Raw genomic sequence first — 16,381 nt, 5'->3', positions numbered from 1 at the left:
CCATGCACAAGACTAGTCCGCATCGTAACCAGCGTCTCGCCGATCAAATTCAGCGAGACCTTGCTGAGCTGATTCCCCGTGAGTTACGTAGTCCTAGCTTAGGCTTAATTACTTTGCAAAGTATTGAGCTGACGCCAGATTTGGCGCATGCAAAAGTCTTCTTTACGGTGTTAGGTGCAGAGCCTGAGCATGCTTTAAAAGCACTTCAAGAAAAAGCAGGATATCTACACTCTTTATTGTTTAAGCGTTTGCATATTCATACCGTGCCGACATTACATTTCCACTATGACAGCTCAGTGGAGCATGGCATAGAGATGTCTCGTTTGATCGATCAAGCAGTAGATAGTGATCGCAGCGATCATCAAGATGAGACTCAATAATTTCATGGCTACTCGGATCGACGGCGTAGTGTTGCTAGATAAGCCTGCGGGAATGAGCTCTCAGGGTGCGGTTACCGCTGTCAAGCGCGCATTAAATGCTGATAAAGCAGGCCACACGGGTACCTTAGATCCCATGGCGACTGGTCTTTTGCCAATTTGCTTGGGTGAAGCTACTAAGTACTCTCAAGATTTACTGGAAGCTGATAAAACCTATATTGCTCAGGTGAAATTTGGATCACGAACTGATACCGGCGATGCGGAAGGCCTCATCATTGAAGAGCTAGCTTTACCCGTCTTTGCAAGTGAAGTAGAGCTTAAAAAAGGATTAGATGCATTACTCCCAAAATTTACTGGGCCGATTTCTCAAGTTCCGCCAATGTATTCAGCGCTCAAGCGTGACGGTAAACCTTTATACGAATATGCGCGTGCTGGTGTTGAGTTAGAGCGTACTGCTCGTGATATCACCATTCATCACATTCGTTGGACCAATATTCAGTGGCCAGAAGCGACCTTGGAGGTATCTTGCAGCAAAGGCACTTATATCCGCGTCTTGGCTGAGGATATTGGCAATGCTCTAGGCTGTGGCGCTCATTTGGTTGGCTTACGCCGTACTGAAGTAGGGCATTTAAATTTAGAGCAGTCATTTACGATTGAATCGATTCAGAGCGGCTTACAAAATAGCTCCAGTTACATCTTGCCGGTAGATGCTTTACTCCAAACCTTGCCCCACCTGACAGTGGATGAGCAACAAGCAAAGCGTCTAGAGATGGGGCAACGCGTACCGCTTAACTTACCCTCTATTGAGGCTTTGGTACGTATTTACCGTGCCACTGCTGCTCCCCATAACTTTATTGGAACTGCTGACTGGCGCTCTGGGGTTTTGCATCCGAGGCGCCTGATTTCTCAGGTCCATTAAATCAAACTGACTTATTTATTTACTAACCTTATTCCAACCCTATTTTTAACCTCAAAAGCTTCACATGACTAAACGCGCACTTCGTAACATCGCTATCATCGCCCACGTTGACCACGGTAAAACTACTTTGGTTGATCAACTTTTACGCCAATCTGGCACATTCCGCTCTAATGAAAAAATGACCGAACGCGTCATGGACTCAAACGATCTGGAAAAAGAGCGTGGTATTACTATTTTGTCCAAGAACTGTGCGGTTGAATACGACGGCACGCATATCAACATTGTTGATACCCCGGGACACGCGGACTTCGGCGGCGAAGTAGAGCGTGTGCTCTCTATGGTTGACGGTGTATTGCTTTTGGTTGATGCGGTAGAGGGCCCAATGCCACAAACCCGCTTTGTGACCAAGAAAGCATTGGCTCTTGGCTTAAAGCCAATCGTTGTGATTAATAAGGTTGACCGTCCAGGCGCTCGTTGTGATTACGTGATTAACGCAACCTTCGAGCTATTTGACAAACTTGGCGCTACAGAAGAGCAGCTCGACTTCCCAATCATTTATGCATCAGGCTTAAATGGCTATGCGGGTATGAGTGAAGATGTTCGTGAAGGCGATATGCGCCCATTATTCGATGCCGTCTTAGAGCACGTTCCTGTTCGTGACGATGATCCAGATGGTCCCTTACAGTTCCAGATTTCTTCGATTGACTACAACAGTTATGTAGGAAAAATTGGTATTGGCCGTGTAAATCGTGGTCGTGTTAAGTCCGGCATGGAAGTGATTTGCATGAATGGTCCAGATGGTGTGCCATTTAAAGGTCGTGTAAATCAGGTATTGAAGTTCAAGGGATTGGAGCGCGAAGTTGTTGAAGAGGCAATCGCTGGGGATATCGCCTTGATCAATGGTATTGAAGAATTAGCGATTGGTACAACAGTTTGTGCGGTTGACAAACCAGACGCATTACCAATGCTGAAGATTGATGAGCCAACCTTGACCATGAACTTTATGGTGAACACTAGCCCATTGGCTGGTCGTGAAGGTAAGTTTGTAACCAGTCGTCAGATCCGCGAACGTTTAGATCGCGAACTCAAATCTAATATGGCTTTGCGTGTCAGAGAAACAGATGACGATACCGTTTTTGAAGTATCGGGTCGCGGTGAACTGCACCTTACTATTTTGGTTGAGACCATGCGTCGTGAAGGTTATGAAATGGCTGTCTCACGTCCGCGCGTAGTTTTCCATGAAGAGAATGGCGTCAAGATGGAGCCGTACGAAAACTTAACAGTTGACGTAGAGGACTCTACTCAAGGCGCAGTGATGGAAGACTTAGGTAAGCGTAAGGGTGAGTTGCAGGATATGGTGAGTGATGGCAAAGGCCGCACTCGTCTTGAGTACCGCATTCCGGCACGTGGCTTGATCGGCTTTCAGGGTGATTTTATGACCATGACTCGTGGTAATGGTTTGATGAGCCATACCTTTGATGCCTACGCACCTGCTAAGGATGGTGTCTTAGGTGAGCGTCATAACGGTGTATTGATTAGCCAGGATGACGGTGAAGCGGTTGCTTATGCTATCTGGAAATTGCAAGATCGAGGCCGTATGTTTGTCAAGCATGGGGACCCTGTATATGAGGGTATGGTGATTGGTATTCATAGTCGTGATAACGACTTAGTTGTTAACCCCATTAAAGGTAAGCAACTCACCAACGTGCGTTCTTCTGGCACCGATGAAGCAGTTCGCTTAGTAACTCCTATTGATTTGACTTTGGAATACGCTGTTGAATTTATCAGCGATGATGAGTTGGTTGAAGTTACCCCTAAGAGCGTGCGTGTTCGTAAGCGCCACTTGAAGGAGCATGATCGTAAGAAGGCTTCACGCGAGTAGGGGCTGAAGCCGCACCATAAGGCCATCTTCGGGTGGCCTTTTTTATATCTAAATAGGTTCTTTCCAGCAAAAAGCTCCCATCAATTAAAAAATTTCTTTAAACTCTAAGTTTGTATTTTTAACCACGAATAGTAAGGATTCCCGTGAAAATGTCTCTTTCAATTTCTCGCATTGCTGCGATATCGCTTTGTATTTTAGGTATTGGTGCTACTACAGCAAATGCCGCTGATTTTCCTGGAGATCGACCAATTACTTTGGTGGTTCCATTCTCAGCAGGTGGCCCAACCGATAAAGTGGCGCGTGAGTTAGCTCTTGCAATGGGCAAGCAACTGAAGGGCCAGGTAATCGTTGATAACAGTCCTGGTGCGGGCGGCACGATTGCAGCGAAGCGCGTAATTAATTCTAAGAATGACGGCTACACTTTACTCATTCATCACATCGGCATGTCCACTGCGCCAGCCTTATATAAGAACCTTGGGTTTGACCCAATGACTGATTATGAGTATGTTGGCCAAGTTGCTGACGTGCCAATGATTTTGGTTGGCAACAAAGATCTGCCTCCGAAGAACTTCCAAGAACTGCTTCCTTACATGAAAGCAAACGTGGGCAAGATTGCTTATGCAAATGCCGGAGTGGGTTCTGCAAGCCATTTGTGTGGCCTACTCTTTATGAGCCGTATTCAGTTGGACTTAACGACTGTGCCATATAAGGGCACAGCACCTGCATTGACAGATCTGATTGGTGGTCAAGTGCAACTCATGTGTGATCAGACTACCAACCTTTCTGGTCAGCTGGCAACTAACGCTGTGAAGCCATATGGCTCAACCACCTTGCAGCGTATCAAAGCGTTTGACAAGATTCCAACTTTGAATGAGCAGGGCTTAAAGAACTTTGAGGTCAAAGTGTGGCATGGCGTGTATGCACCTAAAGGCACCCCAAAAGCAGAAATGGATAAGCTTGCTAAGGCATTGCAAGGCGCTATTCAAGATCCGCTCTATAAGCAGCATATGGCTGAATTGGGTGTAGAGATTCCATCTCAAGCCAATGCAACACCTGAAGGCTTGAAAAAACATCTCAAGGCACAGATTGATTTATGGTCACCAATTATTAAAGCAGCTGGTATCTACGCAGACTAAGCAGTTGGTGTGCGTCAGCACTACACCGCCTTCGGGCGGTTTTTCTTTTCATGAATTTAAATAATGGCCAATCAGTGCTTAGTGGGGTTTGGCAGCAAAGCTCTCCGCTTGAGCGACATCCCAATACAACTCATATACTTTCGGTAAAGTGCTGCCTTCTTCCTCTGACAGTAGGCTGCCCGCAGGAATATCTGGCAAGAGGTCTTCTAGGAGGCGCACCTCATTGGCGCTAACGCGCCGCATAATATGGCGAGTGTTAATTTCAACGGGGTGTTGAAGGCCTGCTGCTTCAACGATTTCCTTGAGAGCTTTGAGTGTTTCTTTATGAAATTGATACACCCGCTCTGATTTATCGGTAACTACCAATGCCTTTTGTCGATCAGGATCTTGTGTGGTGACGCCGGTAGGGCAGAAGCCCGTATCACAGACTTGTGCCTGTATGCAGCCAACTGAGAACATGAATCCGCGAGCGCTATTGCACCAGTCAGCTCCTAAAGCAAAAGCAACCGCCATATCAAAGGCGCTGATAATTTTTCCAGAGCAACCAATTTTAATTTGCTCACGTAGATTAACCCCAACCAAAGAGTTATGCACCAGACGCAAACCTTCTTGTAATGGTGTGCCTACATGGTTACTAAATTCAACGGGAGATGCTCCAGTCCCACCTTCTGTCCCATCTACCACAATGAAGTCGGGATAAATTTTCGTCTTCAACATGGCCTTCACAATCGCAAACCATTCCCAAGGATGGCCAATGCACAATTTAAAGCCTACTGGCTTTCCGCCAGACAGTTCGCGTAATTGCTGAATAAACGCCATCATTTCTAATGGGGTAGAGAAGGCGCTATGGGAAGATGGCGAGACGCAGGCTTCGCCTACTTTCACCCCTCGTGCTTCAGCTATTTCTATGGTTACTTTTGGTCCCGGTAAGATGCCGCCATGACCAGGCTTTGCGCCCTGACTGAGTTTGATTTCAATCATTTTGACTTGGGGTTTAAGAGCATTCTCCGCAAACTTTTTGGGGTCGAACTGGCCATCTTCGGTACGGCAACCAAAGTACCCAGAGCCAATTTCCCAAATCAGGTCGCCACCATGTAAGCGGTGATAGCGAGAAATTGAGCCCTCACCAGTGTCGTGTGCAAAGTTTCCCTTCTTCGCGCCTAAGTTAAGCGCCATGACTGCATTGGCACTTAAGGCTCCAAAACTCATAGCTGAGATGTTAAAAATACTGGCTGAGTACTTTTGAGTGCAATCCTTGCTGCCAATCTCGATTCGAAAGTCATAGTTAGATAGATGGGTTGGGGCTAATGACTGGTTAATCCATTGGTAACCAGGTGCCATCACATCAAGCGTTGTACCAAATGGACGTTTATCTGAAACTGCTTTAGAGCGTGAGTACACCAGAGTCCGCTGACTTCTGGAGAAAGGCGTTTTGTCGTTATCGCCCTCAATAAAGTATTGACGAATCTCGGGTCGAATAAATTCCAATAAGAAACGCATGTGACCCAAAATGGGGTAGTTGCGCAAAACAGCATGTCTTGTTTGCAGGCGATCATGAATTCCAAGAATCGTCAGGAGACCAAAAATAGCCAAGGGATACCATGCAACGGGATTTATAAAAAGGCCAACCGCGCTAATTATTGTTCCAGCAACGCAAATTGCAAAAGTGCTAAGACGTATTGGTAGGATGGGACTCATTTTACGGATTCACTTATCTTTGGATGAGGGTTAAGTATAAGCATGCAATAGAATCATTGGGTGACAGTCTCTCCTGATATATCTACGACCTAAAATACCCCTAGTTTCCCCTTATGGCAATTACCCGTTCTCTATCTGATTTATGAAAGTCAATGCTGAGGGGGTCTCGTCGTCGCGAGTCTTTTTACCGGGCGATCAACAATTCCAAGGTTTACTGGAATTCTTTATCCATACATTTCCGCACATTCAGTCAAGTGAGTGGGAAGCACGTTTTGCTGAAGGTTTAGTCATGACCATGGATGGCGAACCAGTGCGAGCTGGCGATCCTTATCAAGCAAACACCCATTTAATGTATTTCAGGCGTTTAGCCCGTGAACCTGAAATTTCTTTCACAGAAGAAATTCTCTATCAAGACGAGCATATTGTTGTTGCCGATAAACCCCATTTTTTACCAGTGACACCCAGCGGCCTTTACCTGCACCAAACTTTACTCAATCGACTCAAAAGGCGAACTGGCATTCAAACCTTAAGCCCAATTCATCGCATTGATCGAGACACTGCCGGCCTGGTAATCTTTTCCGTGCAAGCACAAGAAAGAGCGCAATATCAAAATCTGTTTAGAGATCGAGCTGTTAAGAAGGTATACGAAGCCATTGCACCCTATAGCGAGGAACAAGCCCTCAAATTGCCAATGACTTACCGCAGTAGATTGGTAGAGTCTGAGCATTTTTTACAGATGCAAGAAGTGCCGGGTGAACCCAATACAGATACCTATATCGAGTTACTTGAAGTCGACAAGCCTTGGGCCCGGTATCGCTTAATTCCGGGTAGTGGCAAGAAACATCAATTGCGCAGTCATTTAAATGCATTAGGCATTCCCATTCGAAATGATCAAATCTATCCGCTTCTTACCCCTTATCAAGAGTACGACTTAGACTTCTCCAAGCCTTTGCAGCTTTTAGCCAAAGCGCTGTGTTTTGTAGATCCCATTAGTAAACAAGAAATGTTTTTTGTAAGTCATCAAGAGCTAGATTCTTTACCATCCACAAAGTAATAGAGCGCTGATTTTTATCGAGCAAATATCCTGATCATTGGATTCATGTAAGGATAATGCTGACATTTACATGGTTGAACTCTTCAATGCTGGTTTTTATATTGAAGTTTGATCTGCAATTGCTTAATTTTTATGAGAAATTTGTTGCAAATTGTGATGCATAGCAATAGGATAAATGTCCTATTTCAGCAAAGCAGAGCGGGTGATTGTCATGGAAACAATAAAAGTCTTGGTAACAAATCGCAAGGGTGGGGTTGGCAAAAGTACGATTGCCGCCAATCTTGCTGCGTACCTCGCACTCCAAAAAGGTTTGAAGGTTTCATTGATTGATTACGATGAACAAAGCTCATCCTCTGCTTGGATTAAGAAGGCCCCCAATATTGGTATAGAGACTTATCGCGCTGAAATGTCTTATCAAAGTGCTGGCATGACTTTATTGAGTGCTAGATCTTCCTTGCGTAAATTTTCAACCGGTTTTGATGTCAGCATTTCTGACCTCACTTGGACGCCAAATATGGCGGAAAATTTTATGCATGATTTTGATGTCATCCTGGTGCCAACTTCAACCTCAAAATTTGAATTAGCCAGCACTGAAATTTTTATCTTGGAATATGTATTGCGCAACAGCCCCTTGATTAGTAAAAACAAACAAGCCATCATGGCAGTGCCAAGTAGGGTTGAGACTAATTTTGCAGAAACAAGCATCTCCACCAATTTGGCTTCCTTGGGAATGTGTTACATCACTCCACCTGTATTGCGTGCCAGTGAAATTGATCATTTCGTTTACGAAGATTTTTTCTGTGTCTCTAGCAATGCCACTATCTCGAATTACTTCTGCCGCTTCGGAGAATTTGTAGCTCAGAAGATTCTGGAGAAAAAGCGCGAACGTGAAGTGCCTGCTTCTAAATTAGGTGCTATTTATTCAGGTCTAGGTAAGGGTATTTTGATACTGGACCGATATCGTCAGAATAAAAAACTATCTGGTATGCAAGCTCGCTCTCAAATGCAGGCTTTTAAAGCAAACGAGCAGATAGTCGCTGATGCTTCGACTATTCCCGCTTTTCTCAGCAAGCAAAATTAAAGAGGTCTGACGATGTTTGGTAAAAAAAATAATGAGCACAAGTTTTCTGAGCCTCAGATTGAATCCTTTGGAACCATTATTGGAAGCGCCACTGAATTTCATGGTGCCTTGATGGTGTCAGAAAGCGTCAGAGTTGACGGTAAAATTTTTGGGAATATCGAAGAACGTGCAGGCCAAAGAATTACGGTAGCAATCGGTAAGGGTGGTGAAGTGCACGGGGATATCTATGCTTTTCGCATTCTCATAGCTGGAATGGTGAACGGCAACACCTATGCTCATGAGAGAGTTGAGCTGCATACGACTGCTAACGTCCATGGCGACGTTACCTATGACACCATCGGAATTGAGCCTGGCGCTACCCTCAATGGGCAGATGATTTCAAAGAGGGCGGAGCCAAACACTACGCCTGATTCAGCTACTCAGCTGCAAGATACTATCAATAAGATTAAACAAGACGCAGGAATTTCGTCTTAGTTTTCCCTAGTTTTCTTTAGTTGCTGCTGGCTTAGTAAAAGCCAAAACATCCATCGGATTGAGTAGTGAACCATTCTTATAAACACTGAAATGCAAGTGTGGTCCGGTGGAGCGGCCAGTATTGCCAACCTCTCCAATCAGTTGACCGCGCGTCACTGTGTCACCCTGGTTTACTAAAAGTTTCTGACAATGTGCATACAAGCTAGTAAAGCCTTCAGTATGTTTAATCTCAATGACATTACCCAATTCTGGATCATGCTTTGCCCGAATGACGGTGCCATTGCCGGCTGCCAATACCTGGGTGCCAGGTTTGGCATTGAAATCAATACCAGGATGAAAGGCGGGACTGTTGGTAATGGGGTCTAAGCGTGCGCCAAAGTTACTACTTAAGCCATAGCCAGCCGCTAAGGGTGGTTTTGTAGGCAAGGGAATCAAGCGCTCATATTTTTCTAGCCAGGCTTCTTTAAGCGACTGTATTTTTTTATCAAGACTCTCTGTAGACTCTAGAGTTTTAATAATGCTGTGTCTTAGGCTGGTGTTTTCTTCAAAATGAACCTGATAGGGAAAGAGGGGCAAATATGGACCACCTTTGCCCGCACCTGTCTCGCTCTCTTTATCTTTGCGCTTGTCTTTTAGTGGCAGCGGTGTTGCGAGCGCAGCATACTGTTCGTTAATCTTGCTGAGGGCATCAATTTTCTGATCCATTGCCTTTAAGTTGCCCTGGAGTTTGCTCAGCTTTTCACGGTATTCATCCTCAACGTGATACAGCTCTTCTGAGGTAATCACACCACCCATATCGCGTGCCATACCAGGGTCAAATTTAATGGCAACCCTAAAGCCCATGAAATAGATGGCACTTCCAATCATGATGAACAAGAGGCCGAGTGCAGCAGCAAACCGAGTTAGCTGGGTCTTGGTGATGTTAAATTTTCTGTAGTGGGAGGTTGCCCCTGAAATCCAAATGATTTGCATGATGTAACTCGATTAGTTCTTAGATGTTGTCTGAGATGCTTCAATGATCGAGTTGGTAATTCCTTGACTAGCCAGTTTTTTGGATAGTGCTTCAGCACTTTGTTGATTTGCTAGGGGTCCAATACGAACACGAAAAATATTGCTGCCGTTAATTTTTGCGGGATCAACAAAGCTGGTGTAGCCTTTTTGATTGAAGGCTGCCACCTGATCATTGGCAATTTCTTTAGTAAAAAAAGCACCAGTTTGAATAAAGTATTTGGAGTCGCTCGAAGCGCTTGCAGCTGCTTTCTCTGGGTTAGCGCTGGAGGGCGCAGGCGTGACTGCTGCCGCAGATGGGGCTGAAGGCGCTGGAGTTTTTTCAATTGCCTTGATATTGATTTTAGGGGGCGCTACCTGAGGGGGTGCTCCCTTAGGGGCTAGTTCAGCTTTATCGGCAGTTTTGATATCCCCTGGAGGGTTATTTTTTGCAGACTCTTTTGGGGCATCACTCATCCCAAAATGGACAACTTTACGAACTACGCTAACGTAGTATTCGTTCTTGGTTTGAGGATTTTCTAACTTGATCTCGGCGGTACTGCCGACTTTGCCACGAAGCATGTTCTTAATATTGGCTGGATCCATGCCTTTGAGGGTTGACCCATCGACGCTAATCATGATGTCGTTGACCTGAATTCCGGCCTGGGCTGCCGGGGACTTGTCCTCGACGTACTTAATCACAATCATTCCTTCGGCGTTTTTGGTGTAACGGATCCCAATAACACCTTGCTTCTCGCCCTCTGTATTTTGAGCAAAAACCAGTTGCGTGGATAAAAGGAGGATGGCGATGAGGTATTTCACGTATTTGCGGGCCTTAAAACTGAGTCTGATTGCGAGATTGCCAATTCAGGCTATTTTAGTGTAGTTGTCGGTCCATGATGCTCGACTTAGTGCCTTTTGAAAAGACAGATAAATGCTCACAATCCAGGGGCAAAAAGGTCTCTTTCTGGGCCCATTCTTTGGGGGTTTTGAAGGTGGGTGGATTGGGTTAATGCGCTGTAAAAGACTATCGGCATTGATAATTTTCGCGAAAATGCTAAAATCGACGGGTTTAAATGCCCCTTTCCCCTAATGCCATCCATTTTGACTGAAGTTCGTTCATCTATAGCTAGAAAATTGTGCTTATTGCAGAACTCCCTGCAATTCTTTTATGGCGCCTTAATACTCTTTTTTATCAGTATTGCTCCTGCATCTGCTTATGTATCAACACAGGCAATTGACAATCTTTTATTAAAAGGGGACTCAAAAGCAGCGCTTGCCCAAGTCGAGGTGCTGAAGAAGGATTTATCCCCAATTGACTATGCAAACACTAAAGCTTCTGCTTTATTAATGCTGGGGCGCTGGCAAGAGGCCGCCAATCTTTTGGAGCCCTATTATGAAAAAGATCATGCCAATCTCTTAGTTGCCAATAACTATGCAGTTGCCTTATGGGGAATGGATAAGAAAGAGCAGGCACGGAAGGTCTTAGAAACAGCCCTAAATACCGCGACGCCAGCCTACAGAAGTTTGCGCAAAATTTATTCAGCACAGGCAGCAGAGGCCTATGCAAAAGCATTGAATGAAAAAAATTCGGCACCCGCCCCGATTCTATTGGCAGCCTCTAATGGAGGGGCTGATTTAGTAGATAAGCCGATAGTCGTTGCACAGGCTCCAAAAGCGCCTGCCCCAGCAGCGCCAGTAGCACCAGTCGCTGCTCCAAGTTCTCAGGCGCCCAAGACCAGTCCTGTAGCGACTCCAGTGGTGGAGTCTCCACCAGCCCAGGTTGCAGCGGCGGAGAAGGACACATCACCAACTCCTCAAGAGCTTGAGCTCATTACTGCCAATATGGGAAATTGGGTCAAGGCGTGGTCGAGCAAGAACGTCAAATCATATTTGGCTTTTTACTCACCTAGTTTCTCGCCTGATAAGGGCTTGTCTTATGCAGATTGGTTGGAGCAAAGGAAACAGAGGGTTGCCAAACCAGGCGCTATTAATGTTGAAATCAGCATCATGAAAGTAGTCAAGTCAAAGAACAAGATTCTGGTTACGTTTAGACAGAAGTACAACTCTGCAAACGTCAACACAAACTCTGTGAAGTGTTTGGAGTGGGTAAATGACAAGGGAACTTGGTTGATTACTCGTGAATTCAATAAATAACTCACACCTCAATAGCGGAGCTCTGAAATTGCGTTTGAAGCACTTATTGATTGCTAGCTTTTGTATGACGCCAATTTTGTGTCTGGCTAATGGCGATGCTACCGTTCGTCAGGCTACTCAAGAGTTGGTTCGCAATGGCAACCTTGATAAGGCTATGGAGATATTAAATAAGTCCGAAGTGGAGCATCCCAATTTCCGTTTGGCAACCTTTATGCGCGCCGAATTGCTAACAGCCCTCACAGGTGGAGCAATTGCGAATAAGTCTAAGAGCGAAGTGCGCGATGGCGAAGCGCCGCAGAATCTATTGTCTGAGCTGCAGTTAAGAAATTCCGTCATCCCTAATTTGGCTGAGTTACGTCCAGCTCAGGTCTTAAAGATGCCGAAAAATGCAGATGTTATTTTGGTCGATGCATCCATTTCCCGCGCTTATCTCTTGCGCAATAAAGACGGAGACCCAGTTTGGGAGAAGGATTATTACGTCACCATTGGTAAATTGGGCGTTGGTAAGCAAAAAGAGGGTGATCTCAAGTCTCCCTTAGGCGTCTACTCTGTCACGATGCAGATTCCGAAGCAGCAATTGAGATCTATTTTTGGTGCAGGTGCTTTGGAATTAAGTTTCCCGAATGCGCTCGATAAGAAGTTAGATATCAGTGGCTCAGGAATTTGGCTGCATGGCGTTCCCAAAGACACCTACAGCAGAGCTCCCAAAGCCTCTGATGGTTGTCTTGCTTTTGCTAATGACGATGTCCGCGAAATTATTGAGTTGGCTAGTAAACGTCAAATCAATGTGACTGTAGTTCCATCGGTTCAGTGGCTGAAGAAGGCTGATTGGAGCGCCCGCTCAACCAAGGTCAGTAATGAAATTGCTGCCTATAGATCTCAAGGCCTCAAAAGCAAAACTGTGCGACCACCTGAGGCTATTTATGCTCCTGAGTCAACATCTACCCTGGTGATTGACCAGCCGATAGGTCAGGGCGATGGTTCCGCAATCTACCGAGAGTATTGGGATAAAAACGGCAATAGCTGGAACCTGAAGTTCAAAAGCCGCACCTAAATTTTTAAAAATACAATCCGTAAATAAGCATAAGCATTAAAAACGGAAGTTTTTGCAATATTCAAACACTTTGTTGGGTTTAAGGGTCGAGAAGTTTAGATTTCATCACTCTGCCGCTTGGCCGCGATGCGTCTTTTAAACCCCTCAATTTAGGATTTTCCCTAAGATTAGTCATAAAAGCAGGCTAATAGCACTAGGATGGGTGTATTAGTGGGTAGGATTTTTTTGTTTGAATAAGTCCACAGCTTAGATAGAATCTACAAATGACCAATGTATTTAGCTGGTTGGATTTTCCAACGCTGATGTTGCTCTGTAGATATAAAAGGATAAGCATAGTATGCCATTGGTAAAAAACTGTTTAGCCAACAAATCAAATACGCTCATTTCAGTTAGATCCTCTGATTATGTTTTTAAAGTATTGGAGCTCATGCGCGATAATCTAGTGCGCTCAGTATTGGTGATTGATTCTGAAAAATTAGTGGGAATTATTTCCCAAGGGGATTGCGCTATTAAAGTGCTGTTACCAGGCTTAAGTGCAAAAGCAGTATTGGTTAAAGATGCAATGACGCCCAATCCCATCTCGGTTGGGTATGAGGATGATCTGCGTGATTGCATGCAAATCATGATTTCTAAAAGAATTCGTCACCTGCCCGTAGTAGATGAAGGCAAAGTAAAAGGGGTGATTTCTGTTGGAGATGTAGTGAAAGATACTTTAGAGCACAGAACTGGACAGATTAAATTTTTGGAACGCTATATTAAGGAGTGGGATGGCTCTCAAAATGCTGATACATAAACCCACTCAAAACACAATTCATTATAAGGGAATTCTTTTTAGTAAGAAAATAAATGGCACTATTTGGTAAAAAAACGCAGTCCGCTCCCATACAGGCTTCCAAGGGGCCTGAAAAAGTTGCGCCTGAAAATTCCTATTTAGGACGTGAACCCATCATCGATCGTGATCAAGCGATCATTGGGTATGAGCTCTTTTTTCGCCCAGGAACTACTCTGAAGGCAAAGCGGGTCAATGAACGTAATGAGGTGTTGGCGCAAATTGCCAAACGCTTAGAAGCAGATCCCAAGGCAGAAGTCACTTATCCCGATGAAATTACAGATGATTATTTGCGTGATGACGATGGCAATGAGGTTAAAGAGGTTACCCTGAGTGAAATACTCTATTCACTCAAGACAAAGGGGGTGGCTCAGTCACTTGGCCAGCATCTCGGCTTTATAAAAATTCATGCCCATCAATTAGGGGATGAGCTGCGCGGCATTCCTGCGATTAAGTTCCCCCTGCAAATTGATTTGGCGGAGATCCTTGATGCAATTAAAAATGAAGTCCCCAAGGATGAAAAGGTAGAGCAAGCAAAGAAGGATACAAAAAATTCCGATGCTGTAGATGAGCCTAAAGTGCCTGAGATTCTCGAAAAACTTGAGAAGTTATCGAATACTGGTTTTAAATTTGTGCTTACTGGCCTGACAGAAGTATTTGATGGTCTAGAAGATATCTTACCGAAGTTTCGTTATGTCAAGCTCAACCTTCATGAAGTGGCAAACGCGGCTAGCCTAATTGATTTTTGTAAGGCTACCCCTTTGCCAAAAGATACTAAGTCTCCTGCAAAAAAGGGAGCAAAAGGTGCTAGCGATGGTGCTGTGATGCAAATCATCGCCACTCATGTAGAGACCCCAGAAGATTTTCATCAGGCCCGCGACTTAGGTTGTGATGCCTATGAGGGCTTTTATTTTATTAAGCCTGATCCAGAGCTTTCACTACATCGAGGTGATGATTACCGCAAAATTCTGAAGCTCCTGACTTTGCTGCTTTCATCTCCCGAGCTGCATGAGCTCGTTGATGAAATTGAATTGAACCCAGTAGTGGCAAAGCATTTAATGGTGATTGCAGAAGTCGACGCTGGCAGAAAACGCGCCAAGCCAGAGAATATTAGAGATGCTGCAGTAATTTCTGGGGTTAAGCGCATTACTCGTTGGACTCAATTACTTTTATATGCAGATAGCAAAGCGAAGGTATCGCTTGAATCTACCCCCTTACTTCAGTTGGTTTGCGTCAGAGCATTTTTTATGGAATTGGCATCGGTTAAGTTACCAGCTGGCGCGGGATTGGGCTCTAGCGATTTGGCCTTCTTGGTCGGCGGTTTATCTCTAATCGATAATCTCTTTGATGAATCTAGCCGAGAGATCTTGTCTAAATTCAATTTGCCCGGTGTAGTTGTGGATGCAATCGCTGATCGTAGTGGCGTTCTGGGGAGACTGCTCTCTCTGGCTGAAGCCGCTGAGCTTGGTGACTTAGAAAAATGCCAGCATCTTTGTGCTGGTGAATTAGGATCTCTGACTTTGGATGACGTTGCTCAAGACTCTCTTGCTGCCATTAAAACCTTCGTTCAACAAACCCAGCTGGCACCCGATGAAGACGTTTGGGAGCAAGCGGCAGCTACAGATGATGATTAACTAGCCGTTAAACTACATAACTTATCAATTAATTCGGAGTAAGCATGAGCGCACGTCGTCGCTTTATCAAGTCATTTTCCTTGTCTGGAATTGGTATTGTGGCCGCCTCAACTCTAGGATTTTCCTCTGATGCCGCTGCACGCAGATTTAAGTTTGTCAAAGAGCAAGAAGCTTATAGCGGCCCTCACATGATGGTCAAAAACGCCAAGATTCTATCGATGAAGAATAACGATGGCTCAGAGACAATGGGCGTCATGAGCGCAAAAGGGGTCATTGATGTTCGTGCTGTCGCCAAGAAACTCAATATTGCTGCGCCTTACACTTTGGATCAATTGCTGCAAGAGGGTAATGCCACCGCATTTTATAAGGTGCTAGCTGGTGCAGAAAAGTCGGGAGTGCCTTACTTATCTGAAGCGAAAATTCGGTATGGCAGGCTTTTTAAGAATCCAGGAAAAATTATTTGCGTTGGTATTAATTATCGACAGTATGCAGAAGAGGTGGGGGTGGCCAAGTCAGCCGTTCCAGCGCTTTTTAACAAGTATGACAACAGCTTGACTGCCCATAATTCTGTAATAGAAATTCCTCCGCCTGATGTTTCCTATAAGCTTGACTACGAAACCGAGCTATTAGTAGTGGTCGGAAAAAAAGGCCGCAATATCCCTGAATCAGAAGCCCTCAATTATGTTGCTGGCTACTGCACTGCAAATGATTTCACCTCACGTGATTTACAGCTCGACCTTCCTGGCGGTCAATGGATGATTGGCAAAACCCTGGATCAGTACGCGCCTATTGGCCCCAATTTTGTGACAGCTGATTTAGTGGGAGACCCTAATAACTTGCAAATCCAAACTTTTGTGAACGGTGAAATGAGGCAGAACTCCAATACCTCTGACTTTATTCATAATGTCCAGAAGCTGCTCGCCTACATCAGCACTTACTGGGTGCTCGAACCTGGCGATATTATTTTCACCGGCACCCCACAGGGCGTCATCGCCAATATGCCCAAGGATCAGCAAGTTTGGTTGAAAAAAGGTGATGTAGTGACCAGCGTTGTAGAAAAGCTTGGGGAGCTTAGATTTACTTTGGGGTAAAGACCAAA

15 protein-coding genes are annotated in these 16,381 nt (G+C 44.9%); 12 read left to right on the top strand and 3 right to left on the bottom strand.

What is annotated here, in order from left to right; genetic code table 11:
- Positions 1–2 precede the first annotated feature (2 nt).
- The 4 genes from rbfA (at position 3) to AOC07_RS06105 (ending at position 4,314) form a co-directional block, all read left to right on the top strand.
- Positions 3–380, top strand: coding sequence for a 30S ribosome-binding factor RbfA (gene rbfA, locus AOC07_RS06120; protein WP_215292289.1), 378 nt, complete (start codon positions 3–5; stop codon positions 378–380).
- A 4-nt stretch (positions 381–384) separates the two neighbouring features.
- A complete protein-coding gene (gene truB / locus AOC07_RS06115; RefSeq protein WP_215294333.1) occupies positions 385–1,296 on the top strand; it encodes a tRNA pseudouridine(55) synthase TruB in 912 nt (303 codons plus the stop codon).
- A 64-nt stretch (positions 1,297–1,360) separates the two neighbouring features.
- Entirely contained in the window at positions 1,361–3,178 is a 1,818-nt protein-coding gene (typA, locus tag AOC07_RS06110; RefSeq protein WP_215292287.1) for a translational GTPase TypA, read from the top strand.
- 149 nt (positions 3,179–3,327) lie between these two features.
- The gene (locus AOC07_RS06105) at positions 3,328–4,314 is read left to right on the top strand and encodes a tripartite tricarboxylate transporter substrate-binding protein (RefSeq protein WP_215292285.1); all 987 of its coding nucleotides are present in this window, start codon (positions 3,328–3,330) and stop codon (positions 4,312–4,314) included.
- A gap of 78 nt (positions 4,315–4,392) precedes the next feature.
- Here the strand turns inward: AOC07_RS06105 and AOC07_RS06100 are convergent, their stop codons facing one another.
- The gene (locus AOC07_RS06100) at positions 4,393–6,012 is read right to left on the bottom strand and encodes an FMN-binding glutamate synthase family protein (RefSeq protein ID WP_215292283.1); all 1,620 of its coding nucleotides are present in this window, start codon (positions 6,010–6,012) and stop codon (positions 4,393–4,395) included.
- Positions 6,013–6,154: 142 nt separating this feature from the next.
- On the opposite strand from AOC07_RS06100, the gene AOC07_RS06095 reads away from it, so the two are divergent.
- From AOC07_RS06095 to AOC07_RS06085, 3 genes are all read left to right on the top strand, one after another.
- Complete coding sequence (locus AOC07_RS06095) at positions 6,155–7,066, top strand: pseudouridine synthase (RefSeq protein ID WP_215357125.1); 912 nt, start codon at positions 6,155–6,157, stop codon at positions 7,064–7,066.
- A 175-nt stretch (positions 7,067–7,241) separates the two neighbouring features.
- Positions 7,242–8,147 (top strand): AAA family ATPase, encoded by a 906-nt coding sequence (locus AOC07_RS06090; protein WP_215357123.1) that lies wholly within the window; start codon positions 7,242–7,244, stop codon positions 8,145–8,147.
- A gap of 12 nt (positions 8,148–8,159) precedes the next feature.
- The gene (locus AOC07_RS06085) at positions 8,160–8,621 is read left to right on the top strand and encodes a polymer-forming cytoskeletal protein (RefSeq protein ID WP_215357121.1); all 462 of its coding nucleotides are present in this window, start codon (positions 8,160–8,162) and stop codon (positions 8,619–8,621) included.
- A 6-nt stretch (positions 8,622–8,627) separates the two neighbouring features.
- On the opposite strand, the gene AOC07_RS06080 is transcribed toward AOC07_RS06085, so the two are convergent.
- Entirely contained in the window at positions 8,628–9,593 is a 966-nt protein-coding gene (locus AOC07_RS06080) for a M23 family metallopeptidase (protein ID WP_215357119.1), read from the bottom strand.
- Between the two features lie 12 nt (positions 9,594–9,605).
- The gene (locus tag AOC07_RS06075) at positions 9,606–10,430 is read right to left on the bottom strand and encodes an SPOR domain-containing protein (protein WP_215357117.1); all 825 of its coding nucleotides are present in this window, start codon (positions 10,428–10,430) and stop codon (positions 9,606–9,608) included.
- 270 nt (positions 10,431–10,700) lie between these two features.
- Here AOC07_RS06075 and AOC07_RS06070 point away from each other — a divergent pair, with 270 nt between their 5' ends.
- The 5 genes from AOC07_RS06070 to AOC07_RS06050 all read left to right on the top strand — a co-directional run bounded on the left by AOC07_RS06070 (position 10,701) and on the right by AOC07_RS06050 (position 16,373).
- Entirely contained in the window at positions 10,701–11,765 is a 1,065-nt protein-coding gene (locus AOC07_RS06070; protein ID WP_215357115.1) for a tetratricopeptide repeat protein, read from the top strand.
- Positions 11,749–12,819 carry a murein L,D-transpeptidase family protein gene (locus AOC07_RS06065; protein WP_215357113.1) on the top strand — a complete coding sequence of 357 codons (1,071 nt, stop codon included), beginning with the start codon at positions 11,749–11,751 and terminating at the stop codon, positions 12,817–12,819. The genes AOC07_RS06070 and AOC07_RS06065 overlap by 17 nt, the downstream gene beginning before the upstream one ends.
- A gap of 337 nt (positions 12,820–13,156) precedes the next feature.
- Positions 13,157–13,612 (top strand): CBS domain-containing protein, encoded by a 456-nt coding sequence (locus tag AOC07_RS06060; RefSeq protein WP_215357111.1) that lies wholly within the window; start codon positions 13,157–13,159, stop codon positions 13,610–13,612.
- 53 nt (positions 13,613–13,665) lie between these two features.
- Positions 13,666–15,282: an EAL and HDOD domain-containing protein gene (locus AOC07_RS06055; protein ID WP_215357110.1), complete on the top strand. Its 1,617-nt coding sequence runs from the start codon at positions 13,666–13,668 to the stop codon at positions 15,280–15,282.
- A gap of 44 nt (positions 15,283–15,326) precedes the next feature.
- Positions 15,327–16,373 carry a fumarylacetoacetate hydrolase family protein gene (locus tag AOC07_RS06050; RefSeq protein ID WP_251371645.1) on the top strand — a complete coding sequence of 349 codons (1,047 nt, stop codon included), beginning with the start codon at positions 15,327–15,329 and terminating at the stop codon, positions 16,371–16,373.
- Positions 16,374–16,381 lie beyond the last annotated feature (8 nt).

It is taken from the genome of Polynucleobacter sp. UB-Raua-W9, from assembly GCF_018687435.1.
GTDB lineage: Bacteria > Pseudomonadota > Gammaproteobacteria > Burkholderiales > Burkholderiaceae > Polynucleobacter.
This window is presented reverse-complemented; position numbering and strand designations above follow the sequence as displayed.